The sequence below is a fragment of the Streptomyces sp. A0642 genome (genome assembly GCF_004795105.1).
Classification (GTDB): domain Bacteria; phylum Actinomycetota; class Actinomycetes; order Streptomycetales; family Streptomycetaceae; genus Streptomyces.
The window spans coordinates 164239-177857 of sequence record NZ_SSBL01000003.1; the positions used below are offsets into that span (position 1 = coordinate 164239).

Here is a 13619-nt window from a genome sequence, read left to right on the forward strand (position 1 = left end):
GCCCCCGCCGTGTCCGACGGGGGCGCGGAGGTCACGTCTCCGTCGTGGCTCCGCGACGGAGGAACAGCGGCGCCAGGGCCTCGGCGGCCGCCGCCACGTTCCGCGGGGGAACGCCGTTCATCCCGGGCACGGCCGGGAGCAGCGTGCTGGACAGGCACGTGTTCTGCGGACGGGAGGCGTAACGGCCGGCGGCCCTGGGGACCGGCTGCACCCGGTCCGCCGGTACGCCCAGTGCGCGGGCGATCTCACGGGCCCAGGCAGCACGGGAGACGCGCTCAGGGCCGCCCAGGTGCAGCACGGGCGGAAGGCCACCCCCGTGTGCGAGGAGGCGGGCGACCACCATGGCGACATCGTCCACGAGGACCGGGGTGGTCCACTGGTCGGCCGGTGCCTCCACCGTCTCGCCCCGGGCCAGGCCGTGAGCGCACGACGCGAAGAAGTTCAGCCACTTCCCGCCGTCAGCGGGCTCGTGGCCGTAGACGAGACTGACGCGCAGGGCCGTCGCCGGGGAGACCGCCCGGGACAGCAGCACCTCCTCGGCGGCGCGCTTCGCCGTCCCATAGGCGTTGGCGGGTGCGACCGGGGTGGACTCGAGGTTCTCGGCCGACCTGCCGTCGAACACGTTGTCCGTCGAGATCATCACGATGCGGTCCAGGTCCGGTAGCGCGGCGAAGTTGGCCGTCGCCGCCCGGTGCGCCGCGACCGCCTCCTCGGGGTGCGACTCGCACCAGGTGACGTCGGACGGCCCGTGGACCAGGACGATCGTGCGGGGCGACACCGCCGCCACGACCCGGGCACAGGACCCCGCGTCGGTGGCGTCCAGTGTCCGCCACCGCGCCCCGTAGGCCTCGGGTGCGACCGGGGGCCGTCCTCGTGAACCGAGTGTCACCTCGTGGCCCTCGAGGACGAGCCGGCGGGCGATCTCGGAGCCGACGAACCCGCTGCCGACCACGAGCGCACGGCGAGCCGTGCCGGCCGGGGCGAGCGTGGCGGACGTGGAGTCCTCCGTACGCGCGGGCATCAGAGGGTCACCTTCTCCCGGTGGACCGCGAGACGCCGGCCCATGAGCCGGCCCACGCCGATCAGGCCGTGGTCGTCGTCGTCCTCGCCCAGCACGACCATCGCGTCGACCTCGGCCGCCGTCAGCCCGAAGCACCCCTGCCGTATGAGCTCTTCCACCAGCAACTCCCGGTAGCGCTCGCCGATCGCGAGGGCGAAGCCCCCCATCAGGACGTACCGGCGGATCCCGATCGAGGCGAACACCCCGCCCACCGCTGCCGCCAGGTGAACGAGGGTGGAGCGCAGCACGGACGTCGTGAACGGGTCCCCGTTCCGTACGGCCCGCGCGATCTCCGGATTGCCGACGAACCGCGGGTCGGCGGCCCCGGCGCGTGCCGGGGCCGACCGGGCGTAGCCCGCGGGGTCGCGCGCCGCCGCCCGGCGCACCGCGGCGAGGACGCCCCGGCCCGAGGCGATCGCCCCCAGGTGCCCACGCCCCCCGCAGTCGCACAGCGGGGCGTCGGGGGAGCGGTCACAGGTCCAGTGGCCCAGCTCCCCGCCGTACCCCCCGGGGTCGAGGAGCACGTCTCCGCCGCGGAACACCTTGTTACCTATGCCGGAGCTGATGGTCAGCAGACAGAACGGGACCGAGCTCTCCGTCCCGTACCGCCAGGCGGCCGCAGTGAGGTCGTTGACGACGAGCACGGGCACGGACAGCCGGGCGCTCAGGATCTCCCGGAGCGGAAGGGATTCGCCGCCCGCCCCCCATACCGTCGGGGCACCCAGGACGGTCCCGTCCCGGCCGACCGGGCCGGCGAAGGCGACGGCCAGAGCGGTCGGATCAGTGCCGGAACGCGTCCCGGCCCGCCGCTCGGCCTCCCGCACGATCTGGTCGACCACGTGCCGCTGGAGCACCGGCACGGGAGCACCCGGGTGGCGTGCCATGCCGTCCACCTGCGTCCGGCGCACGTCGGAGAGGCGCCCGCTGCCCCGGGCGTCGAAGGTGCCGACGCGCAGCGTCGTCCCCCCGACGTCCATCACGGTCACGGGTTCGCCGGTCTCCGTCCCCGTCGGGTCACCGGGCGGGATCGACATCGGCTTCCTCTCTCTCGTGCGCCTCCACCTCGAAGACGAGCAGCGCCAGTTCGGTGTCGGTGTCGTTGCGCAGACCGTGCTCGCCGAAGGGCTCGTTGGGGATGACGTCCCCGGCCTCCACCCGGAAGGTGTTGCCGTCCCGGTACATCACGCCGCTCCCGCTGAGTACGACGTACGTCTCGCGGTCGTCACCGTGCCGGTGCCGTCCTATGGACGTTCCCGGCGGCAGGACGGCCAGATCGATGAAGTCGGCGCCGGCCCCGCCGCCCCGGGCGAAGACCCGGTGGGCGAGGATCGTCCCCGCCCCGCCGTGGTCGTGCGGTTTCGGGGACAGCAGGCGCCGCAGATTCGCGAGGGGCCGTGTGATCTCGGTTCCGCGGGTCACAGCCTGGCCTCCCGGGCGATTCCCCCGGCTCTCAGGGTGAGTTCCTCCAGGGCGAGGCCGAGCACGTCGCGGGGGATGTCGTTGAGGTCGTCGACGAACGTCGCCTTGCCCGCGGCGATGGGGACCACCAGGTGCAGCCGGCGGCCGCGGCGTTCCCAGGACTCCTCGAGCGCCCGGGTCATCAGCTCCGGTGTGCACGTCTCCGCGTCGAAGACGGGCAGCCCTATGCGACTCAGGAGACCGATGATCCGGTCGCACTCCCGCTCGTCGACCAGACCGAGCCGCAGCGCCAGGCAGGACGAGAGCGCCATGTCGACGGCGACGGCCTCGCCGTGCTCGAGACGGTGGTCGCCGGCCGTCTCGATCACGGGGCTGAAGGTATGGCCGAAGTCCACCAGGCGGGCGAGCTGGTGCTCCCGCAAGTTCGGGCACAGCTCTTCCATCATCAGCCGCATCGAGGTGCGCAGGATGTACCTCTCGACCTCGGGCGGTGTCGGGGCTCCGGTCCGCCGGAACGCGTCTGGGTACCGCTCCAGCGTGCGGAACAGCTCCTCGTCCAGGATCACGGCCATCTTCACGATCTCGGCGAGACCACAGCGGATCTCGCGAAGCGGCAGGGTGGAGAGGAACGCGGGATCGCTCAGCGAGGCGTGCGCGGGGTGGTAGGCGCCGAACATGTTCTTCGTACGGAGGGCGTTGACACCCGTCTTGACGCCGACGCCCACGTCCACCTGGCCGACGAGGGTGGTGTTGATCCGGACGTAGCGGATCCCCCGGGAGTACATCGAGGCGGCGAAGCCCACGACATCCGAGACGATGCCCCCGCCGAGGGCCAGCATCACCCCGTGCCGGTCGAGTCCGTGCGCCTTGGCGAGCGCGCAGACCCGCTCCGCCATGGCCAGCGTCTTGTTCTTCTCCCCGGTGGGAATCGTGTGCAGCGTCCATGTCCCCGGGGCCAGGTTCGCCTCCAGGTAGTCGCGCAGCGCCTGCCCGTACAGGCGGTCGACGGTCGGCCCCGTGAAGGCGACGACCCGGCGTCCGCCCACCGCGCGGGCGAGTGCGGGATTCCCGGGCGACAGCACCCCCGGGACGAGGTCCGACCGGTACCCGGTGCCGTCCGGCGCGAGCAGGCTGAATCCGCTGGCGTCCTCCCACACCCCCGACAGACGTTCCTCGTCAACTAGAACCCGGCTTGACATGCCTCTCCTCGTTAGTCACTCGGTGTGCTTGCGGCCGGCGTGCGTACACCCCGGCCAGGTGGCGGAGGAGCGGAGCCTCGGACAGCTCCTCCAGGGAGACCGGACGACCCTGGCCGTCGGCGATCGGCAGGCACCAGTTGGGGTGGAGCCCTGCCGTGCCGGGCAGGTTCTGCGGCCGCCGGTCGCCGGTCGTGTCCGGGAGCCAGACGCCGATCATCCGGGCCGGCGTCAGACTCAGGTACGTGTGCAGTGCCGCGACCTCGCCCGCGGGGTCGGGCAGGAGCCCGAGCCGGACCAACTCGTTGATCCAGCCGTCCCGTTCGCCGGCGGCTTCGGCTTTCTCCTCCTCCGGCGGCCGGGTGAGCAGCCCCAGAGAGGCCCGCAGGTCGACGTGTTCGCCGCTGAGCCAGGCCGCTGTGCTGGGCAGGTCGTGCGTGGTCAGGGTGGCGAGACAGTGCTCGCGCCACTGGTCCGGCGGCAGAGGGCCCACCCGGCCCTCGGAACCGCCCTCGTATTCGAAGCGCTGCACGGCCGTCCCCAGTACGCCCCGGGCCGAGAGCTCCTCGCGCACCTCCGGTTCGACCGTGCCCAGGTCCTCGCCGATGACGAACGCCCCGGCGGCCTCCGCCTCGGCGCCCAGCACGGCCAGCATCGCCGTGCCGTCGTACCGGACGTAGGTGCCGTCGGCCGGGGGACGTCCCTCCGGCACCCACCAGAGGCGGAAGAGCCCCATGACGTGGTCGACGCGGAGGGCACCGGAGTGCCGCAGCCCCGCGCGCACCAGACGCGCGAAGGGCCCGTAAGCCTCCGCGGCCAGAGCGTCCGGACGCCACGGCGGCTGTCCCCAGTCCTGCCCGGACGGATTGAAGTCGTCCGGCGGAGCCCCCACCGACATCCCCTCGGCCAGACAGTGCTGGAGCGCCCAGGCGTCGGCCCCCTCGGGGGCCACGCCCACCGCCAGGTCGTGGACGAGCCCGACGCGCATCCCGGCCTCCCGCGCGGCACGCTGGGCGCCGGCAAGCTGCTCGTCGGTGATCCAGGCGAGCCACCGGTGGAAGTCGACGGCGCCGGACAGGACCCGGCGGGAGTCGGCCACGGCCGCGGACCGGGGGTCGCGCAGGGCGGCGGGCCAGGAACGCCAGGCCGGGCCGTGGACCTCCGCCAGCGCGCACCAGGTGGCGAAATCCGTGAGGTCACGGCCCTCCCGCGCCACGTACGCGGCGAACGCCGCCTCGCGCCCGGGTGAGCGGGGCACCTCGTACACCTCGCGCAGGGCCAGGTGCTTCAACTCGCGTACCTCCTCGCGGCGGATGAGCGACTCCCCGGCGAGGACGGCGGAGTTGAGGAACGTGGCCCGGCCCGCCAGCCGCCGGACCCGGGCGCGTGGCCCCGCCGCCAGGTACGCGAACTCGGGGACGGCTTCGACCCGCACGTGCATCGGGTCGGGGAAACGGCGGCTGCTCGGCCGGTAGGGCGACGGGTCCGGCAGCGGGCCGGGCTCCATCGCATGCAGCGGGCCCAGTTGGACGAAGTCGGCCCCCAGGTCCCGTCCCGTCCAGGAGACCAGCTCGGCGAGGTCACCGAGGTCGCCCATGCCCCAGGAGCGGCGCGAGAGCAGGAAGTAGAGCTGGACGAGGAGCCCCCACGAGTACGGTGCCGAGACCGACCGCTCCGGCGCGACCAGCAGCACCGCGGCGTCCTGCCGCCCGCCCCGCTCCACGCGCAGTGTGTGGGACCCCACCGGCAGCGGCTCGTCGAGTCCTCGCGTACGGCCGTCGGCGCAGAGGACCTCGGCCCTCGTTCCGGCCGGCAGCTTCGGCCGGGGGCCGCGAGGTCCCGGCACGACCGCGCACGGCGGAACGAGCCGCCGGGCCCGTTCGGCGCGGTGCGCCGCGAGGGCGGCTTCCGCGGCGGCGGGGGTCGAGGCGTCGATGCCGCAGGCGGCGAGCACCGCGACCAGCGTGTCCCGGGGAACGTCGACCGTGCGCCCCCGGTCGGTGCGGTAACCCGTCGCCACGCCATGGGCCTCGGCGAGACGGGAGAGCGGGTCTCTCACGCGCCACCCCCCATCGGTGCCACCGGCGTGCCGAAGAGGCGCTCGAGGACCGCCGCCACGCCGTCCTCCTCGTTGCCCGGCGCGATCTCGTCGGCGACGGCCCGCAGCGCGGGGTGTGCGCCGGCGACCGCCACCCCGTGGCGGGCGAGCGCGAGCATCGGTATGTCGTTGGGCATGTCACCGAATGCCACGGTCTCCTCGCCCGTGCGGCCGAGGATCTCCAGGGCCCGCGCCACACCGGTGCCCTTGGTGACGCCCCATGGCAGGACCTCGACCATCCCCTGGACGGAGTGGACGATGGTCACCTCCTCACCGCAGAGCCGGCGCGCCGTCTCGGCCAGCTCATCGTCCCCGAGGACACGGTGGTGCAGCACCAGCTTGTCGATCGGCCTCTCCCACAGCAGCGACCGGTCGGCCGTGACGTCCCAGCCGTGCCGTACCCGCTCACCGAAGCCCGGTGTGACCTTGAACCGGCTCTCCGGAGGCGAGGTCACCACCCCGAGTTCGAGCGGCCCGACGAGGTCCTCGACGCGGGCGACGACCGAGCGTGCGAGCCCGGTGTCGAGCCGCTCCGCGGACAGCAGCCGGTCGGCGCCCGCGTCGTACAGCTGCGCGCCCTGCCCGCACACGGCGAGCCCTGTGTATCCGAGGGAGTCCAGGAGCCGCCGGCAGGCGGCGGCCGGACGACCGGTCACCACGAGGTGCCGGGCCCCGGACGCGGCCACCAGACCGAGTGCGCGCCGGGTCCGCGACGAGACCGTCAGATCGCCGCGGAGCAGTGTTCCGTCGAGGTCCGTGGCCACGACGCGGTAGGGCGGGGCGTCCGGGAGCGGGACGTTGTCCCAGGTCACGCGGCCATCGGCGAGCGTGAGCCGGAGCACGAGACCAGCCCTCAGGGCGTCGGCACGGACGGAGCCCCGGAAAACGCCGTCGGCGTCCCGGCGCAGCGCGGTGGTCCAGGTCCTGCCCACCAGGGGCACCGGCTCGTCCGACAGCGCGGCCTCGGCCGCGGATTCGAGGGGTTCCTCACGGGACGGGTCCGTGCCGGCCGCGACCGTCGCCCCGTCCCCCTCGACCACGAGGTCGGCCGCCGCCACCGCGGGATGCCGGTACTCCACCCGCAGCGTCCCGTCCCGCTCGTCGGGCGAGACGCGGCAGCGGTGCCGGACCGGGGACATCAGTGCCTCGCGGCCCGCCGCCTCCGCAAGCTCGGCGCAGCGCGGGAAGTCCGCCCGTCCGAACGCGGCGGCGAACAGCGCCTCGTACGCGGCGCCGTCGAGCTCGGCGCACCGCCCGTAGGCGGTGGCGTCGCCCAGTTCGAGCGCGCGCCGGAGGATCGCCTGCCGGTGCTCGGCCCACTCGGCTCCTTCGAGGAGGTCGAACCATCCGTACCGGATCGCGTCCCGCGCCGGCAGGCGGCGCGGGACATCGTCGAGGAGCTCCCGGAACACGGCGAGGCGGCGGCGTGCGCTCTCGCCCCAGGTGAATCCGCGGGCCGTCCCGGAGGCCGCGGCGGACAGGCGCGCGTATGCCTCGGGCTCCTCGCGGAACATCCGCTCCGCGTCACGGATCCGGTCCGCGATGAGCGCCGCGAGCTCCCGGTCGTCGTCGCGGAACGAGCCGCGGACCGCGAGGCCCGTCGCCGTCGGATCCTCGTGGGGACGGGCGTGGCCGAAGTGGGCTGTGGTCCGCTGCGCGGTGGCGATGGGTACGGCGCCGCAGGCCATCGCCTCGGCCTGCGCGATGAGGAATCCGTCGAGCTCGAACTTCGACGGGTACACGCAGAAGTCGGCGCAGGCGGCCTCCGCGAAGAGCGCCTCCTCGTCGACGAGCCGCCAGTCGAGCCGGACCCGGTCCGGGTAGGCGTCGGCCACCCGCTGGAAGTACGCGTTGGCGGGCGCCGCCTCCGCCACTCCGCCCGCGCCGGTCGCGCACCGCAGGAGGAAGCTGACCTCCGCCCCGTCGGCCAGGACCTTCTCCACCGCCCGGATCAACTCCAGCTGGCCTTTGTGGTGCACCGCGTACCGGGCCGCGTGGTAGAAGACGGGCCGGGTGGGATCGAGCCCCAGGGAACGCAGCACGGCGTCGCGGTCGACGGCCCCCGGGTCCCTGGCCAGCCAGGATCCGGAGATCCCGCAGCCCCCGTCGAACAGCTTGCCCGCCTGCTGACGCAGCAGGCGGGAGACGGGCAGCGACGCGACGTACCGCTCCATCGGAGTGTCGGCGAGGGTGCTGTAGTGGTCGCGCTGCCCGGGAGAGACGAAGTCCAGCAGGTCGGCATGGGCGAGAAGCTGCGGGAAGAGGCCGACGTGGTCGGGGCCGTACTCTGTGTGCAGGCGTGTCGCCGACAGCGCCCGCACCATCGCGGCGGCGGGTGAGCCCTCCGGCGGTGGCACCTCCTCCCAGGCGTCGAGAGAGGGCCCCTCACCCGCCGCTGTCCCGTGGCCGCCTGCTCCGGGTGACGCGTCGAAGAGACGCAACAGGGCCTCGACCTGCGGCCGGTACACCTTCTGCGTGATCGGCGCGTTGGCCGCCACCGTGCTGACGCAGCGCCACCGGGGATCGCCCCGCAGCACCAGCGGGACCAGGTAGTGATAGGCCGGCTCGAAGCCGTGGACGATCGCCGGCTGATCCCCGCCGAGCCACTCCCGCAGGAAGTGCAGTCCGGCCACCTGGAAGACCAGAGGCTTGAAGAACGACAGGTCCCGGCCCTCGGAGTCCGGTGGCGGGTACAGGCGGTCCGGCAGCAGGTCCAGCTGGGCGTCGGACAGGAAGTACACGTCCACGCCCTCGAGCCGCAGCAGGTGGGCCCGCGTGGTCAGCGGCAGCACCGCCTCGGGGAGCCGGCCCGGCCAGGTCTTCGGATCGAGCACCAGCGGCACCGCGTGGTCGATCCTGAAGTCCAGTTCCTCGATCGGGTACGACTCGCGAAGCCGGTCGAGGTGTCCGTGCGCGGGCGTCACGATCGAGACCCGGTGTCCCAGGGAGGCGTATTCCCGGGACAGGTTCCACACCAGTGGCGAAAGGCCCCCGCGCATCAGCCGGGAGTCGAAGCCACCGCATTCGTAGGCGAAGTTGACGATGTGCATGGGTGCTCCCTCAGCGTGCGGTGTTCGGTGCGGGCGCGACGTGCTGGACGAATCCGTTCTCCAGGACCACCGCGGAGTCGATGTCGGCGCCGTCGGGCACGACGGCGCCGGGCAGCACCACGCTGCGCCGCACCCGGGCGTCCGTACCGATCCGTACGCCCGGGAAGAGCACGCTGTCCTCGACGTCGCCGTGGCTGACCAGGTCGAAGGGGACCACGGAGCGGCGGACGCCGGACGAGTCGGCGACCCAGCGCCGTTGCAGGTACGGCGAGATGGTCCAGGGCAGCGACCCGACCGGCAGGGTGGCGTCGGGGCGGGTCATCGCGAGATGGGCTCGGTGGTATCGCTCCACCGTGCCGATGTCCTCCCAGTGGCACTCGACGCGGTGCCCCCGGATGCGTTCTCCGCCCGCGAGCATCGCCGGGATCACGTCCCTGCTGATGTCGTGCTGCCAGTCCGTGCCCTCCAGTTCTTCCAGATACCGCCGCAGCACCTTCGCGTCGAACACGCAGAAAGCGGCGAAGACGAGATCGGACGTGGGATGTTCGGGCTTCTCCACGAAGGTGGCCAGGGAGCCGTTCCGGTCGAATGCGACCATGCCGAAGAGGTGGACCCAGCGCGGGTCGATCCGCTGGTAGGCGATGGTGAGCGCCGCCTGCGACGCCATGTGCCCGCGGATCAGCGGGCCGTAGTCGAAGCGGTAGACGTGGTCCGCGTGGAGCACCATCACGTGCTCGGTCCTAGGGCCGAAGATGTGCTCCCCCTTGCGGATGAGAGCGTCGGCCGTCCCCTTCTCCAGGGGCCAGGTGCGGTCGGGAAGCCGAGGGGGCAGATTCTCGCCCGCGGCGCGGTACGCCGCGTCGTAAGGTCCGAAGTGGACCCGGAAGTCGCGCGAGGCCCCGTTCCAGGCGGAGTGCAGATCGTCCATCAGAAGGCGTTCCTCGTACTGCGAGAGCAGGAGCACCTCCCCGACGCCGGAGTCGCGCGCGTTCGCCAGGCTGAAGTCGATGAGCCTGCAGGCGCCGCCGTACGGTACGAGCGGCTTCAGCCGCCCGGTGCCGAGCCGGCCCATGCGCTCACCCCGGCCGCCGGCGAGCAGGACGGTGCGGATGGAGTCGAACTCAGCCATGACGCACCTCGTCCCAGGCGATCCGGCCGTTCGAAAGGGTCAGGAGCAGCCGGGCGGCGGTACCTGCCGGTGGCGCTGCGCCCACGAACTCCCCGGCTCCCTCGCGGGTCCACTCGGTGATCTCGGCCTCCGCCCGGCCTCCGGGATCGCGCGGGGCGGGGACGACCAGTTCGACGCGCTCCGCGTGGGCGAGCCGGTAGCGCAGACCCTCGCCGTGCGGTGCGCACCGGTCGCCGAGACGGGCCACCCGCTCCGGGGGTATAGCGTCCGCCCACCGTCCTGCCACCTCTTCGCACACGGCGAAGTCGGCGCGCGCCCAGGCGGCGTCGAACAGCCGGAGGGCCAGCGCCGGGGTGATGGGGCCCGACCGCTCGGCGGCGGTCAGGTCGCCGGCCTCCACGGCCGCGTCGAGCACCTCCTGAGGCCGCTCGTCCCAGGTGCGGGACGGCAGGGCGTCGAACCAGCCGTGCCGCAGGGCCGTGTCGGCCGACGGCCCGGGGGCGACGCCGTCCCAGAGACCCCGGAAGACCTCCAGATGGAGATCGGCGCAGTGGTCCCACGTGAAGGTGCGTGCCACCTGTCGGGCGCGGGCCGAAAGGGCCCGGTACTCGTCGGGCCGGTCGTGGAAGAGGCGTACGGCCTGGTGGAACCGGTCGGCGAGCCCGTCGACGAGGAGCGCGTCGTCCTCCGCGAAGGAGCGGTTGACGGAGAAGCCGGTCCGGGTCGCGCCCTGGTCGGCGTGCCGGAAGTGAGCCATGCCCCACTGGGCGGTGGCCACCGGTACCGCCCCGCACGCCATGGCCTCGCCCTGGGCGATGAGGAAGGTGTCCATCTCGAACTTGGACGGGAACACGCAGAAGTCGGCGGAGGCGGCATAGGCGAAGACCCCGCTCTCGTCGACCCGTTCCCACTCCAGGTGCACCCGCCCCTTGTGGCGTTCGGCGACCTCGTGGAAGTACGGGTCGTCGATGCCGGTGCCGGTGATGCAGCGCAGGACGAAGTTGGCGGTGAGACCGTCGGTGAGGACCCGGTCGATCGCCCGGATCAGTTCGACCTGGCCCTTGTGGTGGACCGCGTAGCGGGCGTTGTGGAAGAACGTCGGGAGGGACGGGTCAAGTCCGAGTGCGGAGAGGACGGCGTCCCGGTCCACCGTGTCCGGGTCCTGGGCGAGCCAGCTGTCCGAGATCGCGCAGCCACCGACGAACTGCTTGTGCGCGTTTCGGCGGACCGTCCGGGAGACCGGCAGTGCCGAGAACAGCTCCTCGAACGGGGTGTCGCGGAAACTGTTGTAGAAGTCCCGCTGGCCGGGGCAGAGGAAGTCGATCGCGTCGGAGTGGTCGGCGACCAGACCGTAGACGGTGAGGTGGCCCGGCGGGTACTCGTAGTGCAGATGGGTTCGCGTCTGGTACTGGCGCTGGGCCTCGCGCTCACCGGCCGGCAGCGACGGTTCCTCTTCCGGCAGCGCCGGTGCGCCCAGCAGTTCGAGGAGCCTGCGGACCTCCGGGCCGTACACCTTCTTGGTGATCGGCATGTTGCTCTGCACGGTGGTGACCACGCTCTTCAGCGGGTCACCGCTCAGTGCCGGCGGCAGAAGGTAATGGTAGTAGGGCTCGTGGGCGTGGACGATCGCCCGTTCGTCGCCGAACCAGCCGCGCAGGAAACGCACGCTGTCGACCTGGAAGACCAGCGGCTTGAAGAAGGTGAGATCCCTGCCCTTAGCCGAGTACGGCGGGTAGAACGTGTCGGGCAGGCGGTCCAGGTAGTCGTTCGAGAGGAAGTAGAGGTCGACACCCTCCAAACGGATCCGGTGAGCCGTGGTGCGCAGCTCCACGGACACCTCGGAGGGGAAGCCCCGCCACACCTCGGGGTCGAGGACGAGGGGCAGGGTGTAGCGGTCCTCGTAGGCGAGGTCCTCGACCGTGTGGCGGCGGCGCAGGTCGTCGAGACGTCCGTGGGCGGGCGTCACGACGGACACCCGATGGCCCTTCCGGGCGAAGGCGCGGGAGAGGTTCCAGAGATACACCGAGGTGCCGCCCTGGAGGAAGGTGTGGTCGAACCCGCAGCATTCGAAGTACGTCTCGATGACGTGCAGCGGTTCGTCGGTCACGTCACTCACGTCAGTTCCTCGTGGTCAGGGTGCGGGGGAGCGGGGAGGGAAGGCCGAGCGCCGAGGCGTGGCGCAGGTCGATCGCGGCGTGGTAGGGCCGGGCGTGCGCGAAGTTGTAGTCGAGTTCGTGCAGCAGGCGGCGCAGGTAGAGCAGCCGGCGCAACGGCTCGTCCGGCAGAGTCCGTTCGGGCCCCGCGCCGCTCTCGCCGGGCCCGCCGCGCGCGAGCAGCAGGTCGGCGACGTGCCGGCGCCACCGGTCCGCCGCCTCGAACACGAGCAAGAGCACGGACCGCTCCCGCGGCGGCATGCCGGCGCCGCCGTCGAGCGAGGCGAGCATCGTCTCCTCCGAGTCGACCCCCAGGAGCCGGGCGCTCTCGTACGCGGCTTCGTCGGCGCTGAAGTACTCCAGTGCACGTCCCAGCGCCACAAGGTCCTGCAGCGGGGACTGCTCGGCCCAGCACGGTTCGTCCGGACCCGTGCCGGGGGTGGAGATATCGATGAGCCGCGGGGGGTCCCACAGCAGGTGCGACAGATGGAGGTCCCCGTGGCAGGGCCCCGCGCGGTGCGTGCCGCCGGCGCTGAAAGCCGTCCGCAGCAGCTCGGTCTCCGAGGAGAGCGAGCTGAAGGCCGTCTCCAGAGCCGCCGGGGGGAGGTTCCTCTCGCCCCGGGCCCGCTCGGCGAGCGCGCGACACCGCTCCTCGGCGTCCCGGAGGGCGGGCTCGACGGGGTAGTCCGCGGGGGGAGTCCCCCGGCCCAGGCGGGTGCGCAGCTCTTCGTGGAACCCGCCGAGGAACGAGCGGGCCGCGCGGAGCGGGGCGGCGAGGGGAGCGAGGTGATCCCGGACCAGGCCGTCCAGGCCCTCGGGGGAACCGCCGTCACCGGCCGCACCGGACGGAGCGGACCCCGGGATCCCCGTCACCCCACCGGCCAGTCGGGGCCAGAGCGCACGCAGGTTGGCGCGCAGCGGGGTGTCGATCCCGCTGCCCGGCGTGTACGTGTAGACCACCCCGAGCGCCAGCCGGTCCGTCCCGCCCGTGGGCGCGTAGCTGTAGTCGCCGAACCACCGGGGCGTGTGACCGCTGCCGTTCATCACCCGGAGCAGTTCGGGCTCCCGCACCCCGACACCGAGGGTCCGATAGGCCTTGTGGAGGTGGGGACGGCCGTCGATGTCCAGGAGCGAGAGCGAGTTCGAGGACCGGCCCTGCGCGAACGGGAGGGGGGAGACCGTACGGGCCGCCGTTCCGCCGCCGCGGAATTCGACGTGACCGCCGCGAGCGGTGGGGATGCGGGCTCCTGCCGTCATCAGCCGCACACAGGCCAGGTCGAAGCCCTCGGAGCCCTGGGCATCGGTCAGGCGGCCCGTCGCGTCCTTGTGGGCCGGGGCGAAGAGGAGGGTGCCGTGTGCCGGGCCGCCGACGACGGACACGAGGAACAGGAGGGTGCCGGAGCCGAGGGAGGCTTGGTCGATCGACGCGTAGCGGTCGGCCCGGCGCACGTCCTCGGGCAGCCACGCCGCGTCGCGCAGCAGTTCATGGAGCTGGGTGTCGCTCATCACGCAGT

At 72.8% G+C, this 13619-nt stretch carries 9 protein-coding genes; all 9 read right to left on the minus strand.

Going from position 1 to position 13619, the window contains the following annotated elements; genetic code table 11:
- Window positions 1-31 precede the first annotated feature (31 nt).
- From E6R60_RS07870 to E6R60_RS07910, 9 genes are read right to left on the minus strand one after another with little or no spacing between them, the layout of a single operon-like run.
- On the minus strand, window positions 32-1021 hold the full coding sequence (locus E6R60_RS07870) for a sugar nucleotide-binding protein (protein ID WP_136325709.1): 990 nt from the start codon (window positions 1019-1021) through the stop codon (window positions 32-34).
- Window positions 1021-2094, minus strand: a complete 1074-nt coding sequence (locus tag E6R60_RS07875) for an ROK family protein (RefSeq protein ID WP_136325710.1) — start codon at window positions 2092-2094, stop codon at window positions 1021-1023. The genes E6R60_RS07870 and E6R60_RS07875 overlap by 1 nt, the downstream gene beginning before the upstream one ends.
- Window positions 2075-2479, minus strand: a complete 405-nt coding sequence (locus tag E6R60_RS07880) for a cupin domain-containing protein (RefSeq protein ID WP_240802444.1) — start codon at window positions 2477-2479, stop codon at window positions 2075-2077. Before E6R60_RS07880 ends, E6R60_RS07875 begins: the two co-directional genes overlap by 20 nt.
- Complete coding sequence (locus tag E6R60_RS07885) at window positions 2476-3678, minus strand: sedoheptulose 7-phosphate cyclase (RefSeq protein WP_136325711.1); 1203 nt, start codon at window positions 3676-3678, stop codon at window positions 2476-2478. The genes E6R60_RS07880 and E6R60_RS07885 overlap by 4 nt, the downstream gene beginning before the upstream one ends.
- Window positions 3656-5734: a 4-alpha-glucanotransferase gene (gene malQ, locus E6R60_RS07890; protein WP_136325712.1), complete on the minus strand. Its 2079-nt coding sequence runs from the start codon at window positions 5732-5734 to the stop codon at window positions 3656-3658. Before malQ ends, E6R60_RS07885 begins: the two co-directional genes overlap by 23 nt.
- Entirely contained in the window at window positions 5731-8823 is a 3093-nt protein-coding gene (locus E6R60_RS37930) for an HAD hydrolase family protein (protein WP_136325713.1), read from the minus strand. The genes malQ and E6R60_RS37930 overlap by 4 nt, the downstream gene beginning before the upstream one ends.
- Before the next feature lie 10 nt (window positions 8824-8833).
- Window positions 8834-9952 carry a sugar phosphate nucleotidyltransferase gene (locus tag E6R60_RS07900; protein ID WP_136325714.1) on the minus strand — a complete coding sequence of 373 codons (1119 nt, stop codon included), beginning with the start codon at window positions 9950-9952 and terminating at the stop codon, window positions 8834-8836.
- Window positions 9945-12068 carry a glycosyltransferase gene (locus tag E6R60_RS07905; RefSeq protein ID WP_240802445.1) on the minus strand — a complete coding sequence of 708 codons (2124 nt, stop codon included), beginning with the start codon at window positions 12066-12068 and terminating at the stop codon, window positions 9945-9947. The genes E6R60_RS07900 and E6R60_RS07905 overlap by 8 nt, the downstream gene beginning before the upstream one ends.
- Window position 12069: 1 nt before the next feature.
- Window positions 12070-13611, minus strand: coding sequence for a phosphotransferase (locus tag E6R60_RS07910; protein ID WP_136325715.1), 1542 nt, complete (start codon window positions 13609-13611; stop codon window positions 12070-12072).
- Window positions 13612-13619 lie beyond the last annotated feature (8 nt).